Source organism: Streptomyces sp. NPDC048659, assembly GCF_040650575.1.
GTDB lineage: Bacteria > Actinomycetota > Actinomycetes > Streptomycetales > Streptomycetaceae > Streptomyces.
Map to the genome: position 1 here is coordinate 1 of NZ_JBEZHM010000058.1, position 17534 is coordinate 17534.

Genomic DNA, 17534 nt, shown 5'->3' on the forward strand with positions numbered 1-17534 from the left:
GGAAGATCAGCATGGTGAGGCCGAGCTCCGAGAGGCCGTCGACCAGCGCGTCGGGCTTCGCCCAGCCCAGCAGGTCGGGGCGCCGTTCCCAGACAGAGGAAGAGCGCGCCGACGAGCGTCGCCACGGCACTCGCCAGTGCCAGGGGACGCGCGTGTCGCGGCGGGCCGATGCCACCAGCGCGGCGGCGAGGAGGGTCCGGCGCGGCGGCGCACCAGGAGAGGACGGAGAGGACGGAGCTGTGTCGGGCGTTGCTGGCATGGGCGGGACCCCCGGTCGAGAGCTGGGCGAGCGGGCGCGGTGGGTGGCGCCGCGCGCCCACTATCCCGGCTGCCCGGTCCCTTCGGCCAGCCATTCGACGCGCGCCGCCCGAGCAATATCGGTCTGGACCACTGGCGCCCGGCCCCGCGCTGACCTGCGCGCTCGCCTACCCTGGGGCCATGACCGACCTCGACCGCGCCGCCGCCGCGCTCCGCGGGCTGCCGCCCTCCTGCGGGCCGGTGCGGCTCGTCGCCGTCGACGGGCACGCCGGCTCCGGCAAGTCCACGCTGGCCGCCCGGCTCTCCGGGGCACTGGGCGGCGCGCCGGTGCTCCACCTCGACGACCTCGCCACCCACGAGGAGCCCTTCGAGTGGACCGGCCGGATGCTCGCCGAGGTGGTCGGGCCGCTCTCCCGGGGCGGGACCGCGCGCTACCGCCCGTACGACTGGACGCTGCGCGCCTTCGGCCCGGCCCGCCCGCTGGCGCCGGAACCGGTGGTGCTGGTGGAGGGTGTGGGGGCCGGGCGGCGGGCGCTGCGGCCGTTCCTGGCGCGGCTGCTGTGGATGGAGCGCGGCGCCGAGGAGTCCTGGGTGCGGGGGCGCCGCCGGGACGGTCCGGAGCTCTCCTCCTTCTGGGACGGCTGGACCGTGGCGGAGACTCGCCATTTCGCCGAGGACCCCTCGCGGCCCTTCGCCGACACCGTGGTGCGGGAGCGCGAGGAGGGGTACGAGTGGCTCCCAGGGCCCTCTGTGACAGCGAGTTCGCACCACACCGTCACCCACCGTGACACCTCCCGCCCTGCGAACTGAGTGGGCGGAAGTCCACTTCCGCAAGTGCCCCAACTCCGCTTGACCCAAGGGGCGTACAGGTCTTACGTTCTGAATGTGCGGCTTTCCGAAGTCGCCGCAGACGCGAAGCCCCCGGTTGTTCCCCCGTGATCGGGGGCTTCGTTCTGCCCCCGCCCTCACCGTGGGTCACCACCCGTGAGCGGTCGTCGGATCACGCCGGTTCCCGGTGGATCGACTCCTTCTCCCTCATCAGGCACCCCCTGCGCAGGTACGATGCCCCTCGGTGCGGTCAATTCCCGTCCACGTGATGACGGTTGTGGGGGACCCGATGGACATCGGCACACAGGGCGCGCACGCCCCCGCCGAGCTCGCCTGGCTGCGCGGTGTGGACGCCTACACGATGGGCGCCTATCCGCAGGCCGAGGAGGAGTTCCGCACGGCGGTGCGCGTCGATCCCGGCATGGCCGACGGCTGGCTCGGCCTGCACGCGCTGCGCGTCGACACCACCACCGCCCTGCTGCGGATGTACCGCAACCGCGAGCGGTTCGGCGAGCAGCGGGCCCGGCACCGCCGGACCCTGAACTCCTGGTACTGGCTGGGCTGGTGGGTGCAGCCGGTGCTGGAGAGCCCGCGCGACCTGCTGCTCGCGCACGCCTCGCACTGGCTGGACGGCCGGCACGTGCCGGAGCTCGACCGGGCGCTCGCCGGGCTGCCGCCGGTCGACGCCGACCCGCAGGTCCGCTTCCTGCACGCCTGCCGCTCCTACCTGGTCAAGGACTGGGAGCAGCTGGTCCGGCACACCGAGCCGCTGGTCGACGACCCGCTGCTCGGCATCGAGGCGGGGCTCTTCGGCGGCATGGCCCGGGTGCGGATGGAGATGTACGGGCAGGCCGAGCCGCTGCTCGCGACGGCGCTGATGCGCTGCCGCAGCGAGCAGCCGCAGCGCAAGGAGCTGCGCTACTGGCTCGCGCGGGCGCACGAGGGCACCGGGCGGACCGCCGCCGCCATGCCGCTGTACCGGGCGGTGCACCGGATCGACCCCGCGTTCATGGACACCGCCGCGCGGCTCGCGGCCATCGCCGAGTACGACGGCTTCGAGGGCCCGGACGACCCGGCCGGGCTCGCTCCCGTCGCGCTCGGCGGCTTCGGCCAGGACGTGCGGGACGCCATGGACGCCGTACCGGGCGATCCGGAGCCGCTGGGCGGGGACGCCCTGCTGCTCAAGCCCGGCGCCGTACCGCCCGCCGCTCCGCCCGTGCCGCCGCCCGCTCCCCCGGAGCCGCCGGAGTTCGTCCGGCAGAAGGCGGTGGTCCCGCCGCAGCCGGTGCCGCCCCGCTTCCCCGCCAGCCCCACCGACCCGGCGCTGCTCGCCGAGGCGCTCTCGGAGCTGGAGCGGATGGTCGGGATGGAGCCGGTGAAGCGGCAGGTCAAGGCGTTGTCGGCGCAGTTGGAGATGGCCCGGCTGCGGGCCGGGCAGGGCCTGCCGGTGCAGCCCCCGAAACGTCACTTCGTCTTCTCCGGCCCTTCCGGCACCGGGAAGACCACCGTCGCCCGCATCCTCGGCCGGGTCTTCTACGCGCTCGGCCTGCTCGGCGGCGACCACCTGGTGGAGGCCCAGCGGGCCGACCTGGTCGGCGAGTTCCTGGGCCAGACCGCGGTCAAGGCCAACGAGCTGATCGACTCGGCGGTCGGCGGGGTGCTCTTCGTCGACGAGGCGTACTCGCTCTCCAACTCCGGCTACAGCAAGGGCGACGCCTACGGGGACGAGGCCCTCCAGGTGCTCCTCAAGCGCGCCGAGGACAACCGCGACCACCTGGTGGTGATCCTGGCCGGCTACCCGGAGGGGATGGACCGGCTGCTGGCCGCGAACCCGGGGCTCTCCTCGCGGTTCACCACCCGGGTCGACTTCCCCTCGTACCGCCCGCTGGAACTGACCGCGATCGGCGAGGTGCTGGCCGCCTCGAACGGCGACGGCTGGGACGACGAGTCCCTGGACGAGCTGCGCTCGATCAGCGCGCACGTCGTCGAGCAGGGCTGGATCGACGAGCTCGGCAACGGGCGCTTCCTGCGCACCCTGTACGAGAAGTCCTGCGCCTACCGGGACCTGCGGCTCTCCGGGTACGCGACCACGCCGACCCGAGAGGACCTGGCCACCCTGCGGCTGCCGGACCTGATGCAGGCGTACGGGGAGGTGCTGTCGGGCCGCGGCCCGGTGGACCGCGGCCCGCAGGAACCGCCGGGGCTGTAGGGGGAGCCCGCCCGGCGGGAGTCCCCCGGGGGCCCGACGGCACCCCCGGCGACTCCCCCGCCGGCTCCCCCGCGCTCAGCTCGCCAGCACCTGCGTCGCCCTCGGGTGCAGGGGCGCCGCCGGCATCCGGTGCGACGGGTCGCGGACCTCGCCGACCAGCATCTCCAGCACGTCCTCCAGCGCGACCAGGCCCAGCACCCGGCCGGAGCCGTCCGCGACCTGCGCCAGGTGCGTCGCGGCCCGGCGCATCACCGTGAGGGCGTCGTCCAGCGGGAGCTCGGCCCGCAGCGTGCCCATCGGGCGCCACACCTGCTGCGGGACGGCCCGCTCCCGGTCCTCCAGGTCGAGGACGTCCTTCACGTGCACGAAGCCCATGAAGGTGCCCCGGGCCTCGGAGCGCACCGGGAAGCGGGAGTAGCCGGTGCGGACGGTGAGCTCCTCGATCTCGCGCGGGGTCACCGAAGGGGAGACGGTGACCAGCGCGGCCGAGGGGATCAGGACGTCCGTGACCGGGCGGGTGCCGAGCTCCAGGGCGTCCTCCAGGCGCTCCTGCTCCGCCGGGTCGAGCAGTCCGGCCTGGCCGGCGTCCTCGACGAGCCGGCCGAGCTGGGCGCGCGTGAACACGGCCTCCACCTCGTCCTTGGGCTCCACGTGGAAGGCCCTCAGCACGAGCCGGGCGCAGGCCCCGAGCGCGCTGGTGACCGGGCGGCAGAGCCGGGCGAAGCCGACCAGGCCGGGGCCCAGCCAGAGCGCGGTGCGCTCGGGGTCGGCCATGGCCAGGTTCTTCGGGACCATCTCGCCGATCACCAGGTGGAGGAAGACCACCGCGGCGAGCGCGAGCACGTACCCGAGGGGGTGGATCAGGCCCTCCGGTACGCCGACGGCGTGGAAGACCGGTTCGAGCAGCCGGGCCACGGTCGGCTCGGCGACCGCGCCCAGGGTGAGCGAGCAGACGGTGATGCCGAACTGGGCGGCGGCCATCATCTGCGGCAGGTGCTCCAGGCCGTACAGCACCTGGCGGGCGCGGGAGCCGCCGAGCGGCTCGATCTGGCTGCGCCGCACGGAGACGAGGGCGAACTCGGCGCCCACGAAGAAGCCGTTGGCCAGCACGAGCAGCACGGCGAACAGCAGCGGGAGCAGGCTCATCGGACCGCCTCCGCGCCGACCGGCACCGGGGCGGCCCCGGCGGCCCCGACGGCCTCGGTCGTCCGGGTGATCCGCACCCGCCCGGCCCGGTAGCGGTCCACCTGGCGCACCGAGAGGCGCCAGCCGGGGAGTTCGGCGCGGTCGCCCGGGGCGGGGATCCGCCCGAGGAGGTCGGCGACGAGCCCGGCGACCGTCTCGTACGGCCCGTCGGGGACGTCGAGACCTATCCGGTGCAGGGTGTGGACCCGGCAGGAGCCGTCGGCCTCCCAGGCCGGCTGGCCGTCCTCGGAGGGGACGGCGGCCAGTTCGGGCCGCTCGTCGGCGGCGGTGTCGTGCTCGTCGCGGACCTCGCCGACGAGCTCCTCCACGATGTCCTCCAGGGTGACGACCCCGGCGGTGCCGCCGTACTCGTCGACGACGACCGCGATCGGCTGCTCGCGGCGCAGCCGCTCCAGGAGCGTCTGGGCGGGCAGCGACTCGGGGACGAGCAGCGGCGGGACGGCGATCCGGCCGACCGGGACCCGGTGCCGCTCGTGCGGGACGACGGCGAGGGCGTCCTTGAGGTGGACCATGCCGACGATCTCGTCGATCCGCTCGCGGTAGACCGGGAAGCGGGAGAGGCCGGTGGCCCGGGTGAGGTTGAGGACGTCGGCGGCGGTGGCGTCCGACTGGAGGGCGCTCATCTTCACCCGCGGGGTCATGACCTGCTCGGTGGTGAGCCCGCCGAGCGTGAGGGTGCGGACGAAGAGGTCGGCGGTGTCCTGTTCGAGGGCGCCGGCGAGGGCCGAGTGCCGGGCGAGGGAGACCAGCTCCCCCGGGGTGCGGACCGAGTCGAGCTCGTCGGTGGGCTCCACGCCGAAGAGCCGGACGAGCCGGTTGGCGACCCGGTTGAGCAGGGCGATCACCGGCCGGAACAGCGAGGAGAAGACGTGCTGCGGTCCGGCGACGAAACGGGCCACCTGGAGCGGCCGGGAGACCGCCCAGTTCTTGGGGACGAGCTCGCCGACGACCATCTGGACGGCGGAGGCGAGCAGCATCCCGACGACCACGGCGATGCCGGAGACGGCCCCGGCGGGGAGCCCGGTCGCGGTGAGCGGCCCGTCGAGCAGCCCGGCGAGTGCGGGCTCGGCGAGCATGCCGGTGACGAGCGAGGTGATGGTGATGCCGAGCTGGGTGCCGGAGAGCTGGAAGGACAGCTCGCGCAGCGCCTTGACGACGGTACGGGCGCGGCGGTCGCCTTCGGCCGCGGCCCGTTCGGCCTCGGGGCGGTCCACGGTGACGAGGCCGAATTCGGCGGCCACGAAGAATCCGTTGGCGAGGATGAGCAGGAAGGCCGCCGCGAGCAGCAGAAGCGAGACGATCATGCCGCCGCCTCGGGTGAGGGGGCGGCGCGGGTACTACCGGACGATCCGTCCATTGCCGGAGGGAGTCACTCCTCGGGTCGAAGGGCTGCCTCGCGGGCCGCCGGCGGGCGGCCCTGCACGCGCGAGGCGGTGGTGCCGCGTGGCACCACCGCCTCAAGAGTAGTCACGCCCGTGCCACCGGGGGCAGGGGGTCGGCCCCGTATGGGGGACGGATCGGGGTCAGGAATCCTCGCGGCCGCTGCCGTGGCTGTCGGCGAGGGCGCGCAGCGCGCGGGCGTCGCGGATGGCCGACTCCTTGGCGATCCCGGGCTGGATGCCGAGCGCGGGCATGCTCGTGCCGTCGCTCAGGTCGAGGAAGACCCAGGGGTCGCCGGGGCGCAGGTTGACCTTGAGGATCTCGGCCCAGGCGAGCCGGCGCGTCCGGGTGATGTTGACGACCGTGACACCTTGGTCGTCGGCGACGACCTTGGGGCGGCTGAGCAGCACCAGGACGCCGAGGAACAGCGCGGCGGTGAAGACGAAGCTGGCCCGCTCCCCCGGCCCGAGCTTGTCGAGCATCATCCCGACGGTGGTGATCACGACGAACATGGCCACCCCGACGGTCAGCAGCACGATCCGGGTGCGGGCGGGCCGGAAGGTGACCGGGAGGGCGGCGGCGGTGGGCTCGGACATGCGGGTTCCTTGCGCGGTTCCTGCGGGCGCCCCGTCGGGCGCCCGCCGGCGGGTCGGGGTCAGAGGCGGCAGGCGTGGATGGCCGTGGTGAGGATGGCGCGGGCGCCGATCTCGTACAGGTCGTCCATGATCTTCTGGGCCTCCTTGGAGGGGACCATGGCGCGGACGGCGACCCAGCCCTCGTTGTGCAGCGGGGAGACGGTGGGCGACTCCAGGCCGGGGGTGAGGGCGACGGCCTGCTCCAGGTGCTCGGCGCGGCAGTCGTAGTCCATCATCACGTACGAGCGGGCGACCAGGACGCCCTGGAGGCGGCGCAGGAACTGCTGGACCTTCGGGTCGTCGTCGGGGGCGCCGGAGCGGCGGACGACGGTGGCCTCGGAGGTGAGGATCGGCTCGCCGATGACCTCCAGGCCCGCGTTGCGCAGGCTGGTGCCGGTCTCGACGACGTCCGCGATGATCTGGGCGACGCCGAGCTGGATGGCGGTCTCGACGGCGCCGTCGAGGTGCACGACGGAGGCGTCGACGCCCTGCTCGGCGAGGTGCTTGGCGACGATGCCCTCGTAGGAGGTGGCGATCGTCATGCCGGCGAAGTCCTCGGGGCCGTTGGCGGTCCCGGGGCGGGTGGCGTAGCGGAAGGTGGAGCGGCCGAAGTTGAGCGGCAGGATCTCCTCGGCGTTGGCGCCGGAGTCGAGCAGCAGGTCGCGGCCGGTGATGCCGATGTCGAGCCGGCCGGACGCCACGTAGATCGCGATGTCCTTGGGGCGGAGGTAGAAGAACTCCACCTCGTTCTCCGGGTCGACGACGACGAGCTCCTTGGACTCCTTGCGCTGCCGGTAGCCCGCCTCATGGAGCATTGCCATCGCAGGTCCGGAGAGAGAACCCTTGTTGGGGACGGCGATGCGCAGCATGGGACGGGCTTCCTTTGCCTCAGGTGTAAGGGAGTGTTTCGGTGCTCACGTGCTCAGAAGTACTCGGCGGTGCCCGGAGGTACCCGGCGGGGCGCCGCGCTCGGGGAGCGGGCGCCGCGCTCAGAGATGGGAGTAGACGTCGTCGAGCGAGATCCCGCGGGCGACCATCATCACCTGGACGTGGTACAGCAGCTGCGAGATCTCCTCGGCGGCGGCTTCCTTGCCCTCGTACTCGGCGGCCATCCAGACCTCGGCGGCCTCCTCGACGACCTTCTTGCCGATGGCATGGACGCCCTTGCCGACCAGTTCCGCGGTGCGGGAGGTCGCCGGGTCGCCGGTCTCGGCCTTGAGCTTGAGCTCGGCGAAGAGCTCTTCGAAGGTTTTGTTCGCCATGATGTCCTTAGAGTACGTGGTGGGCGGGCACCACTCAGCGCCAGGGTTCGCTGACCGTGCGCAGCGTGGTCGCGGTGGCGACGGCGGCGACGACGGCCTCGTGGCCCTTGTCCTCGGAGGATCCTTCGAGACCGGCCCGGTCGAGGGCCTGCTCCTCGTTGTCGACGGTGAGGACGCCGAATCCGACGGGTACGCCGGTGTCGATCGAGACCTGGGTGAGGCCGTGGGTGACGCCCTGGCACACGTACTCGAAGTGCGGCGTTCCGCCGCGGATGACGACGCCGAGCGCCACGATGGCATCGTAACCGCGACCGGCGAGTACCTTCGCCACGACCGGGAGCTCGAAGCTGCCGGGGACGCGGAGCAGGGTGGGCTCCTCGATGCCGAGGTCGTTCAGGGCGCGCAGGGCGCCGTCGACGAGGCCGTCCATGATCTTCTCGTGCCACTGCGCCGCGATGACCGCGACGCGGAGGTCGCCGCAGTTCCTCACGCTGAGGACGGGTGCGCCCTTGCCGCTCATGTGTCTCCTTGCCTGGTGCCGGTGGTACGTGCGGGATTACTGGTTGTCGCAGCCGGCGGCCGGGGAGCCGTCCAGCCAGGGCAGGTCGTGGCCCATCCGGTCGCGCTTGGTGCGCAGGTAGCCGACGTTGTGCTCGCCGGCCTGGACGGGCATGGGCTCGCGGCCCGCGACGGTGAGGCCGTGCCGGGTGAGGGCCTCGACCTTGTCGGGGTTGTTGGTCATCAGCCGCAGGCTGCGGACGCCGAGGTCGGCGAGGATCCGCGCGCCGGCCGCGTAGTCGCGAGCGTCGGCGGGCAGCCCGAGCTCCAGGTTGGCGTCGAGGGTGTCGCGGCCGCGCTCCTGGAGCTCGTAGGCGCGCAGCTTGGACAGCAGGCCGATGCCGCGGCCCTCGTGGCCGCGCAGGTAGACGACGACGCCCCGGCCGGCCTCGGTGATGCGGTCCATGGAGGCGTGCAGCTGGGGGCCGCAGTCGCAGCGCAGGGAGTGGAAGACGTCGCCGGTCAGGCACTCGGAGTGGACCCGGACCAGGACGTCCTCGCCGTCGCCGAGCTCGCCGTGGACGAGGGCGACGTGCTCGACGCCGTCGACGGTGGAGCGGTAGCCGTACGCGGTGAACTCGCCGTGCGCGGTGGGGAGGCTGATCTCGGCCTCGCGGCGGACGGTGGGCTCGGCGGAGCGGCGGTAGGCGATCAGGTCCTCGATGGAGATGATCGTCAGGCCGTGCTTGCGGGCGAAGGGGATCAGCTCGGGCAGCCGGAGCATGACGCCGTCCTCGCCGGCGATCTCGACGATGGCGCCGGCCGGGCGCAGTCCGGCGAGCCGGGCGAGGTCGACGGCGGCCTCGGTGTGCCCGTCGCGGGCCAGCACGCCGCCGGGCCTGGCGCGGAGCGGGAAGACGTGGCCGGGGCGGACGAAGTCGCCGGGCTCGTGGACGCCGCTCGCCAGCATCCGCAGGGTGGTGGCGCGGTCGGCGGCGGAGATGCCGGTGGTGACGCCGTGGGCGGCGCTCGCGTCGACGGAGACGGTGAAGGCCGTCCGCATGGACTCGGTGTTGTGCCCGACCATCTGCGGCAGGTCGAGGCGCTCCAGCTCCTCGCCCTCCATGGGGGCGCAGATCAGGCCGCGGCACTCGCTCATCATGAAGGCGACGATCTCGGGCGTGGCCTTCTCGGCGGCGATGACGAGGTCGCCCTCGTTCTCGCGGTCGGCGTCGTCCACGACGACGACGGGGCGGCCCGCGGCGATGTCGCGGATCGCCTGCTCGACGGGGTCGAGGGCGAGGTCGGCGGGGTCCCAGGGAGACAGCGCGCTCATGCGTGGGCTCCTTCGAGGGCGGGGGCGGTGCGGGACCGGAGCCACCAGTCGCGCATCCCCCAGATGACGAGGGCGAAGTAGACGACGTAGACGAGGCCGGAGAAGGCGAGGCCGCTGTTGAAGGCGAGCGGGACGCCGACCAGGTCGACGAGGAGCCAGGCGAACCAGAACTCGACCAGGCCGCGGGCCTGGGCGACCATGGCGACGAGGGTGCCGACGAAGATGTACGCGTCGGCCCACGGGCTCCAGGAGAGCGTCGGGTAGAGGGTGAAGAGGCCGCCGACGGCGAGGGTGCCGAGGACCGCGCCGCCGAGGAGGACGCCGCGCTCCTTCCAGGTGGCGAAGCGGACGGCGATGGAGCCGTCCTGGGCCTGCTGCCGGCCGCGGCTCCACTGGCGCCAGCCCCACAGGGCGACGCCGATGACGAGGAGCTGCTTGCCGACGCCGCCGCTGAGGTGGGCGGAGGCGTAGGCGCCGACGAGGATGACGCCGGAGAGCAGCTGGGCGGGCCAGGTGAGGACGGAGCGGCGCCAGCCGAGGGCCAGGGCGATCAGGCCGATCGTGTTGCCGATCATGTCGGACCACAGGATGTGCTGGCCGAAGGCGGTGAACGCCTCGGAGTTGAGCCAGTTCACTTGACGTTCTCCTGAGCGTTCGGGCCGAGCAGGCGCTCGACGTACTTGGCGATGACGTCGACCTCGAGGTTGACCGGGTCGCCGGGCTGCTTGATGCCGAGCGTGGTCAGGGCGAGGGTGGTGGGGATGAGGCTGATGGTGAAGAAGTCGGCGGCGGCGTCGACGACGGTGAGGCTGACGCCGTCGACCGTGATCGAGCCCTTCTCGACGACGTAGCGGGAGAGGTGGGCGGGCAGGCCGACCTTGACGAGCTCCCAGTGCTCGGAGGGGGTGCGCTCCAGGAGGGTGCCGGTGCCGTCGACGTGGCCCTGGACGATGTGGCCGCCGAGGCGGTCGCCGACGGCCATGGGGCGTTCCAGGTTGACCCGGGAGCCGGTCTCCAGGGCGCCGAGCGAGGAGCGCTTGAGGGTCTCGGCCATCACGTCGGCGGTGAACTCCCCGTCGCCGTGCTCGACGACCGTGAGACAGACGCCGTTGACCGCGATGGAGTCGCCGTGCTTGGCGCCCTCCGTGACCAGCGGGCCGCGCAGCCGGAAGCGGGAGGCGTCCGGCAGCTGCTCGACGGCGACGACCTCACCCAGCTCTTCGACGATTCCGGTGAACACGGTCAGGCTCCCTTGGGGGTGGTGGTGGGGACGGCGGTGACGCGGAGGTCGGGTCCGACGCGCGCGGTGTCGGTGACGTCGAGCCGCAACGCTTCGGTGAGGGTGCTGATTCCGGCGTCGGCGAGGACGGCGGGGCCCGCGCCGAGGAGGACCGGGGCGAGGTAGCCGACGACCTGGTCGACGGCGCCCGCGGCGACGAAGGAGCCGGCGAGGGTGGCGCCGCCTTCGAGGAGGACGGAGCGGACGCCCCGCGCGTACAGCTCGGCGAGCAGCGCGCGGACGTCGATCCGGCCCTCGTGGAGCGGCAGCCGCAGGACTTCGGCGCCGGGCAGGTGCCCGGTGTCGGCGTCCTCGCCCACGACGAGGAGGGTGGGGGCGGCCGGGTCGAGGATCCGGGCGCCGGCGGGGAGCTCGGCGCGGGTGTCGACGCCGACCCGGAGGGGCTGGGTGACGCCGTCGAGGCCGCGGACGGCGAGGTGCGGGTCGTCGGCGCGCAGGGTGCCGCCGCCGACGAGGACGGCGTCGGACTCGGCGCGCAGCCGGTGCACGTCGGCGCGGGACTCGGCGGAGCTGATCCAGCGGGAGGTGCCGTCGGCGGCGGCGGTGCGTCCGTCGAGGGTGGCGGCGTACTTCCAGCGGACGAAGGGGCGGCCGAGGCGTACGGCGGTGAGCCAGGCGATGTTCCCGGCCTCGGCCTCGGCCTCCAGGAGTCCCTGGCGGACCTCGACACCGGCCGCACGCAGGGTGTCGGCACCGCCGGTGGCCCGCGGGTTCGGGTCGGCGACGGCGTACTCGACGCGGCTGATCCCGGCGTCGATGAGGACCTGGGCGCAGGGGCCGGTGCGGCCGGTGTGGTTGCAGGGTTCGAGGGTGACGTACGCGGTGCCGCCGCGGGCCCGGTCGCCGGCCTCGCGCAGGGCGTGGACCTCGGCGTGCGGGCCGCCGGCGCGCTCGTGGTGGCCGGATCCGACCGGGTGGCCGGCTGTGTCGGTGATGACGCAGCCGACGACGGGGTTGGGGCTGGTGGAGCCGAGACCGCGGGCGGCGAGCGCGAGGGCGCCGCGCATGGCGGTGATGTCGGCTGGTGTGGCCACCGGGTCCTCCTGCCTCTTCGGGCACGGACTCCGGGGCCTGTCGATGTCGACAGAGAGCGGGTACGACGTGACACACGGGTGCGCCGAGGCCGAGGGTCCCCTGGGACGCCGGAGGGCGCCGGCGTGCGGCGTCTCGGCGACCAGCGGACGTACGGCCGGCACACCCCTGTGAAAGGGGTCGCCCGCCGCGCACTGCCTCCCATCCGGACTTTCACCGTCGGTCCAGGAATCTCACCTGGTCAACCGGCCGCTGGCTTGCGGACGGGTCGCGGACTATACCGCCGGTTCGGAATTACACCGACCCCGGAGTGCGCTGCTGCTGATACAGGGCCAGTGTGCCACGGCCGGGAACCGGCCATATGGGTGAGGTCCTGTGGGCTGGGTCACAGCCCGTGCTCAGACTGCCACGGATTCCTTCGTTGGTCCAGACCTATTGACGCACTGGTCTAGTCCTCTTAATCTCCGAGTCACCTCCGAGGTACGGCCCGCCGGTTGTGCGCACTCCCACGGGCCCAACACGACCCACCCCCTTGTTCGTTGTGTTCTGCCGACCTCCCCCTGGAGGAACCGAACGTGCTGTCCCCCACGAAGAAGAGAGCGAGCCTGCTCGCCTCCGGCGCCGCCGTCGCCGGACTGCTGATCAGCTCCCTCGCCTCCGGCGGCGTCTCCTACGCGGCCGACAACGAGTCCTGTCGCCCCGACGGGCTCTACAAGACGCCCGGCGTCGACGTCCCCTACTGCTCGGTCTACGACACCGAGGGCCGCGAGAAGATGGGCGCGGACCACCAGCGCCGCGTCATCGGCTATTTCACCGGCTGGCGCACCGGGAAGAACGGCGAGCCCGCTTACCTCGCCAACAACATTCCGTGGGACAAGATCACCCACATCAACTACGCCTTCGGTCACGTCGGCAGTGACAACAAGCTGTCCGTGGGCACGGACGGCCCGAACAACGCGGCCACCGGGATGACCTGGCCCGGCGTCGCGGGTGCCGAGATGGACCCGGCGCTGCCCTACAAGGGCCACTTCAACCTGCTGAACAAATTCAAGAAGCAGTACCCGAACGTCAAGACGCTGATCTCGGTCGGCGGCTGGGCGGAGACCGGCGGCTACTTCGACGACAACGGCGCCCGGGTCAACTCCGGCGGCTTCTACTCGATGGCCACCAACGCCGACGGCTCGGTCAACCAGGCCGGTATCGACACCTTCGCCACCTCCTCCGTCGACTTCATCCGGAAGTACGGCTTCAACGGCGTCGACATCGACTACGAGTACCCGACGACCATGAAGGACGCGGGCAACCCGCTCGACTGGCAGCTCGCCAACGCGCGCCGCGCGGGCCTCGTGCAGAGCTACGCCGTCCTCATGAAGTCCCTGCGCGAGAAGCTCGACCGGGCCGGCGCCGCCGATGGCAAGCACTACCTGCTGACCGTCGCCGCGCCCTCCTCGGGCTACCTGCTGCGCGGCATGGAGACCTTCCAGATGCAGAAGTATCTGGACTACGTCAACATCATGTCCTACGACCTGCACGGCGCCTGGAACGAGTACGTCGGCCCCAACGCCTCGCTCTTCGACGACGGCAAGGACGGCGAGCTCGCCGCCGCCAACGTCTACGGCTCGGCGCAGTACGGCAACATCGGCTACCTCAACACCGACTGGGCCTACCACTACTTCCGCGGCTCGATGCCGGCCGGCCGCATCAACATCGGCCTGCCCTACTACACCCGCGGCCACAAGAACGTGCAGGGCGGCACCGACGGCCTGTGGGGCAAGGCCACCGCGACCACCTGCCCGGCCGGCTCCGGCCTGACCAAGTGCGGTGACGGCGCCTCCGGCATCGACAACCTGTGGCACGACAAGGACACCAACGGGCAGGAGTCGCCCGCCGGTTCCAACCCGATGTGGCACGCCAAGAACCTGGAGAAGGGGATCGTCGGCGACTACGTCACCCAGTACGGCTTCGCCGCGAACACCACGCTGACCGGCACCTACGCCCGCAAGTACGACTCCACGCTGGTCGCCCCGTGGCTGTGGAACGCCCAGAAGAAGGTCTTCCTCTCCACCGAGGACGAGCAGTCCGTGGCCGCCAAGGCCGACTACGTGGTCAGCCGCGGCATCGGCGGCACCATGGTCTGGGAGATGGCCGGCGACTACGCCTGGAACGCCGCCAAGGGCCAGTACGAGATGGGCTCCACGCTCACCTCGCTGATGTACGACAAGTTCAAGGCCGCCACCCCGTACGGCGCCAAGAAGTCCAACGCGACGCTGCCGACCAAGGCCGTGAACGTGGGTGTCGAGTTCACCGAGTTCAAGCTGGGCGACTCGAACTACCCGATCACCCCGAAGATCAAGATCACCAACAACACGCAGACGGCCCTGCCCGGCGGCACCGAGTTCCAGTTCGACTACGGCACCTCGGCCCCGAGCAACGCCTCGGACCAGTCCGGCTTCGGCACCAAGGTGATCAGCAGCGACCACACCGGCAGCAACGTGGGCGGCCTGAAGGGCGACTTCCACCGGGTCTCCCTGAAGCTCCCGGCCTGGCAGTCGCTGGCCCCCGGCGCGACCGTGGACCTGGCGTTCAACTACTACCTGCCGGTCTCCACGCCGTCGAACTGGACGGTCACCATCAACGGGACCGCCTACGCCCTCGCCGGCGACCTGGCGCGCGGCACGACCGTGGTGGAGCCGGGCGCGACCGTGCCGCCCACGACCCCGCCGACCACGCCGCCGACCACCCCGCCGACGACTCCCCCGACCACCCCGCCCACCACGCCTCCGACGACGCCGCCGACCGGCTGCACCGCCCCGGCGTACGTGGCCGGCACGGTCTACAACGCGAACAGCGTCGTCTCCCACAAGGGCCGCAAGTGGCTCGCCCAGTGGTGGACGCAGAACGAGGAGCCGGGCACGACCGGCCAGTGGGGCGTCTGGAAGGACCAGGGCGCCTGCTAGCCCCGCTCGGATCACCCCGATCACACCGATGATCCCGATCATCGCGATCACTCCCTGAGAACCCCCGGCGGCGGTCTCACGGCCCTTGGCCGCCGCCGGGCCTCCCACCGCGCCGCGTCCCCCTGTCCGGGGCGCGGCGCGGACGCGTTCGCGGGGCGCCTACGGGAAGAGCTCCTCCTGCGCCGCGTCGCGCGCCCGCAGCAGGGCGCCGCGCAGCACGGCCGTGTCGCCGAGGGCGGTGGCGCGGACCTCGGTGCGCAGCGGCGAGAGCCGGGCGAGCGCGGCCTCGACGCGGGCGGCGAGCTCCGGGCCGCCCTGGTGGCCGGTCTCGCCGGCCAGCACCACGCAGCCCGGGTCCAGGACGGCGGCGACGGCCGCCGCGCCGACCGCGAGGCGGTGCGCGAGGGCGTCGAGGAAGGGGCCGTGGCCCGAGCCGAGGGCCGTCGCCGGGTCGAGGCCGTGCGCGACGGCGAGCGCCCGTACGGCGGCCACGCAGGCGAGCTCGTGGAAGCCGCCGTCGCAGCCGAAGGCCGAGGGCAGCCCCGAGGTGCCGGGCACCGGCAGGAAGCCGAGCTCGCCCGCGCCGCCGGAGGCCCCGCGCCGCAGCCGCCCGTCGAGGACCACCGCCGCGCCGATGCCCTGGCCCAGCCAGAGCAGCACGAAGTCGTCGCGGTCGGCGGCCGCGCCCTCGCGCAGCTCGGCGACGGCGGCGAGGTTGGTCTCGTTCTCGACCAGGATCCGGGCCGGCAGCCGCTCCTGGAGGACGCCGATGAGCCGCCGGTGCCAGGCGGGCAGCTTGCCGGAGTCGCGCAGTTCGCCGGTGGCCGGGTCGATCAGGCCGGGCGCGCCGACGGCGACGGTGTGCAGCCGGTCGACACCCGCCTCCTTGGCGGTGCGCTCCAGGAGCGTGACGGCCTTCTCCACGGCGGGGCCGGTGCCGACGTCGTCGCCGACGGGCACGGCCGCCTCGGCCAGCGGGGCGCCGAGCAGGTCGGTGACGACGACCGCGACGGAGCGGGTGCGCACGTCGAGCGCGGCGAGGTGCGCGCGGTCGGCGACGAGCCCGTACAACTTGGCGTTGGGGCCGCGGCGTTCGGCGCCCGCCTCGCCGACGATCCGGACGAGTCCGGAGCCGCTGAGCCGTTCGACGAGGTCGGCGACGGTGGGGCGGCTGAGTCCGGTGAGGGTCTTGAGCTGGGTCGCCGTCAACGGGCCCTCGTCCTGGAGCAGGCGCAGGGCGAGCCGGTCGTTGATGGCCCGGGCGGTGCTCGGGGATGCGGCCATACGGTGATCCTCTCAGATGCCCCGTGGTCCGGCGGGCGCCCGTCCACTATTTATCAGGCAGGGTTCCTGATAGTTTACGCGGCACAGTCACTCCCGGGGAGGGAAACAGGCATGGACGCACTCGGCACCCGCCGCCTCCGGCGCGCCCGGTTCGCCGTCGCCGCCGTCTTCTGCGTGCACGGCGCGGTCACCGGCAGCTTCGCGACCCGGATCCCGTGGATCCAGGAACACGCGGAGGTGAGCGCGGGCCAGCTCGGCCTCGCGCTCGCCTTCCCGGCCATCGGCGCCTCGCTCGCGATGCCGCTGGCCGGAGCGGTCAGCCACCGCTTCGGCGCCCGCACCGCGCTGCGCGGCCTGCTCGCGCTGTGGACCCTCGCGCTGCTCCTGCCCTCGCTCGCGCCGAACGTCTACGGGCTGTGCGGGGTGCTCTTCGTCTACGGCGCCACGGCCGGCATGTCCGACGTGGCGATGAACGCGCTGGGCGTCGAGACCGAGAACCGGCTCGGCCGCTCGATCATGTCCAGCCTGCACGGCATGTGGAGCGTGGGCGCCCTGATCGGCTCCGCCACCGGCACCCTCGCCGCCCACCTCGACGTCGACGCCCGGCTGCACCACCTGGTCGCCTCGCTGCTGCTGACCGTGCTCGGCCTGGCCTTCTGTCAGGGCGTCCTGGACCTGCGCAGCACCCCCGACGAGCAGCCGCCGCCGCGCTTCTCGCTGCCTCCCAAGTCGGCCCTGGTGATCGGCGCGATCGGCTTCTGCGCGGTCTTCGCCGAGGGCGCGAGCCTGGACTGGTCGGCGGTCTACCTCAAGGACGAGCTCGGCACCTCGGCGGGCCTCGCCGCCGCCTCGACCACCGCCTTCGCGCTCACCATGGCCGTCGCGCGGCTGGCCGGCGACCGGATCGTGGACCGCTTCGGCGCCCAGCGCACCGTACGGGTCGGCGGCGTCGCCGCCACCCTCGGCGGGCTGCTCGTGGTCTTCGCCCCGCACGTGGCCCTGGCCCTGGCCGGATTCGGACTGATCGGGCTCGGCGTCGCGGTCGTCGTCCCGCTGGCCTTCGCCGCCGCCGGGCGCAGCGGCCCCAACCCCAGCCAGGCGATCGCGGGCGTGGCGACCATCACGTACACCTCCGGTCTCATCGCCCCCTCGGCCATCGGCGGCATCGCCAACGCGACCTCCCTCGTGGTCTCGTTCGGCCTGGTCACGCTGCTCTCCTTCGGGCTGGTGCTCGGCGCGAGCGTGCTGCGCGGCGGCTCGCGCGACACGGCCGCCGGGGCGGACCGGACCGGCGCGGGCGTCCGGGAAGGGGTCCACTGACCTCGGGCGCATTACCATGTGGCTGATCT

At 73.0% G+C, this 17534-nt stretch carries 16 protein-coding genes and 1 riboswitch; of the genes, 4 read left to right on the forward strand and 12 right to left on the reverse strand.

Annotated features, from left to right (window positions below; all coding sequences use genetic code 11):
- On the reverse strand, window positions 1-259 hold a 259-nt coding region (locus AB0C99_RS32145), incomplete at its 3' end, for a hypothetical protein (RefSeq protein ID WP_362482744.1).
- Between the two features lie 179 nt (window positions 260-438).
- Between AB0C99_RS32145 and AB0C99_RS32150 the strand changes: the two genes are divergently transcribed.
- Entirely contained in the window at window positions 439-1068 is a 630-nt protein-coding gene (locus AB0C99_RS32150; protein WP_362482745.1) for a hypothetical protein, read from the forward strand.
- 307 nt (window positions 1069-1375) lie between these two features.
- Window positions 1376-3295, forward strand: coding sequence for an AAA family ATPase (locus tag AB0C99_RS32155; protein ID WP_362482849.1), 1920 nt, complete (start codon window positions 1376-1378; stop codon window positions 3293-3295).
- A gap of 75 nt (window positions 3296-3370) precedes the next feature.
- On the opposite strand, the gene AB0C99_RS32160 is transcribed toward AB0C99_RS32155, so the two are convergent.
- From AB0C99_RS32160 to ribD, 10 genes are all read right to left on the reverse strand, one after another.
- Complete coding sequence (locus AB0C99_RS32160) at window positions 3371-4441, reverse strand: hemolysin family protein (protein WP_362482748.1); 1071 nt, start codon at window positions 4439-4441, stop codon at window positions 3371-3373.
- On the reverse strand, window positions 4438-5805 hold the full coding sequence (locus AB0C99_RS32165) for a hemolysin family protein (protein ID WP_362482751.1): 1368 nt from the start codon (window positions 5803-5805) through the stop codon (window positions 4438-4440). Before AB0C99_RS32165 ends, AB0C99_RS32160 begins: the two co-directional genes overlap by 4 nt.
- 219 nt (window positions 5806-6024) lie before the next feature.
- On the reverse strand, window positions 6025-6477 hold the full coding sequence (locus AB0C99_RS32170; RefSeq protein WP_362482753.1) for a PH domain-containing protein: 453 nt from the start codon (window positions 6475-6477) through the stop codon (window positions 6025-6027).
- A 59-nt stretch (window positions 6478-6536) separates the two neighbouring features.
- Complete coding sequence (gene hisG, locus AB0C99_RS32175; RefSeq protein WP_362482756.1) at window positions 6537-7385, reverse strand: ATP phosphoribosyltransferase; 849 nt, start codon at window positions 7383-7385, stop codon at window positions 6537-6539.
- A 120-nt stretch (window positions 7386-7505) separates the two neighbouring features.
- Complete coding sequence (locus AB0C99_RS32180) at window positions 7506-7778, reverse strand: phosphoribosyl-ATP diphosphatase (RefSeq protein ID WP_046907435.1); 273 nt, start codon at window positions 7776-7778, stop codon at window positions 7506-7508.
- Window positions 7779-7812: 34 nt separating this feature from the next.
- Window positions 7813-8298: a 6,7-dimethyl-8-ribityllumazine synthase gene (gene ribH / locus AB0C99_RS32185; protein WP_362482759.1), complete on the reverse strand. Its 486-nt coding sequence runs from the start codon at window positions 8296-8298 to the stop codon at window positions 7813-7815.
- A gap of 36 nt (window positions 8299-8334) precedes the next feature.
- Window positions 8335-9612 carry a bifunctional 3,4-dihydroxy-2-butanone-4-phosphate synthase/GTP cyclohydrolase II gene (locus AB0C99_RS32190; RefSeq protein ID WP_362482762.1) on the reverse strand — a complete coding sequence of 426 codons (1278 nt, stop codon included), beginning with the start codon at window positions 9610-9612 and terminating at the stop codon, window positions 8335-8337.
- A complete protein-coding gene (locus AB0C99_RS32195) occupies window positions 9609-10187 on the reverse strand; it encodes a nicotinamide mononucleotide transporter family protein (RefSeq protein WP_362482852.1) in 579 nt (192 codons plus the stop codon). The genes AB0C99_RS32190 and AB0C99_RS32195 overlap by 4 nt, the downstream gene beginning before the upstream one ends.
- Before the next feature lie 56 nt (window positions 10188-10243).
- Window positions 10244-10852 carry a riboflavin synthase gene (locus tag AB0C99_RS32200; protein ID WP_362482764.1) on the reverse strand — a complete coding sequence of 203 codons (609 nt, stop codon included), beginning with the start codon at window positions 10850-10852 and terminating at the stop codon, window positions 10244-10246.
- A gap of 2 nt (window positions 10853-10854) precedes the next feature.
- Window positions 10855-11946, reverse strand: a complete 1092-nt coding sequence (gene ribD, locus AB0C99_RS32205) for a bifunctional diaminohydroxyphosphoribosylaminopyrimidine deaminase/5-amino-6-(5-phosphoribosylamino)uracil reductase RibD (RefSeq protein WP_362482766.1) — start codon at window positions 11944-11946, stop codon at window positions 10855-10857.
- Between the two features lie 185 nt (window positions 11947-12131).
- Window positions 12132-12262: riboswitch (FMN riboswitch) on the reverse strand.
- Between the two features lie 257 nt (window positions 12263-12519).
- On the opposite strand from ribD, the gene AB0C99_RS32210 reads away from it, so the two are divergent.
- Complete coding sequence (locus AB0C99_RS32210) at window positions 12520-14901, forward strand: chitinase C-terminal domain-containing protein (protein ID WP_362482768.1); 2382 nt, start codon at window positions 12520-12522, stop codon at window positions 14899-14901.
- 159 nt (window positions 14902-15060) lie between these two features.
- Here AB0C99_RS32210 and AB0C99_RS32215 read toward each other — a convergent pair whose 3' ends face one another.
- Window positions 15061-16185, reverse strand: a complete 1125-nt coding sequence (locus tag AB0C99_RS32215) for an ROK family transcriptional regulator (RefSeq protein ID WP_362482771.1) — start codon at window positions 16183-16185, stop codon at window positions 15061-15063.
- 111 nt (window positions 16186-16296) lie between these two features.
- On the opposite strand from AB0C99_RS32215, the gene AB0C99_RS32220 reads away from it, so the two are divergent.
- On the forward strand, window positions 16297-17505 hold the full coding sequence (locus AB0C99_RS32220) for an MFS transporter (RefSeq protein WP_362482773.1): 1209 nt from the start codon (window positions 16297-16299) through the stop codon (window positions 17503-17505).
- Window positions 17506-17534 lie beyond the last annotated feature (29 nt).

Bases quoted from the DNA above. Each gene is read 5' to 3' on its own strand.
- AB0C99_RS32150 (WP_362482745.1), top strand. From the start codon at position 439: ATGACCGACCTCGACCGCGCCGCCGCCGCGCTCCGCGGGCTGCCGCCC.
- AB0C99_RS32155 (WP_362482849.1), top strand. From the start codon at position 1,376: ATGGACATCGGCACACAGGGCGCGCACGCCCCCGCCGAGCTCGCCTGG.
- AB0C99_RS32160 (WP_362482748.1), bottom strand. From the start codon at position 4,441: ATGAGCCTGCTCCCGCTGCTGTTCGCCGTGCTGCTCGTGCTGGCCAAC.
- AB0C99_RS32165 (WP_362482751.1), bottom strand. From the start codon at position 5,805: ATGATCGTCTCGCTTCTGCTGCTCGCGGCGGCCTTCCTGCTCATCCTC.
- AB0C99_RS32170 (WP_362482753.1), bottom strand. From the start codon at position 6,477: ATGTCCGAGCCCACCGCCGCCGCCCTCCCGGTCACCTTCCGGCCCGCC.
- hisG (WP_362482756.1), bottom strand. From the start codon at position 7,385: ATGCTGCGCATCGCCGTCCCCAACAAGGGTTCTCTCTCCGGACCTGCG.
- AB0C99_RS32180 (WP_046907435.1), bottom strand. From the start codon at position 7,778: ATGGCGAACAAAACCTTCGAAGAGCTCTTCGCCGAGCTCAAGCTCAAG.
- ribH (WP_362482759.1), bottom strand. From the start codon at position 8,298: ATGAGCGGCAAGGGCGCACCCGTCCTCAGCGTGAGGAACTGCGGCGAC.
- AB0C99_RS32190 (WP_362482762.1), bottom strand. From the start codon at position 9,612: ATGAGCGCGCTGTCTCCCTGGGACCCCGCCGACCTCGCCCTCGACCCC.
- AB0C99_RS32195 (WP_362482852.1), bottom strand. From the start codon at position 10,187: ATGATCGGCAACACGATCGGCCTGATCGCCCTGGCCCTCGGCTGGCGC.
- AB0C99_RS32215 (WP_362482771.1), bottom strand. From the start codon at position 16,185: ATGGCCGCATCCCCGAGCACCGCCCGGGCCATCAACGACCGGCTCGCC.
- AB0C99_RS32220 (WP_362482773.1), top strand. From the start codon at position 16,297: ATGGACGCACTCGGCACCCGCCGCCTCCGGCGCGCCCGGTTCGCCGTC.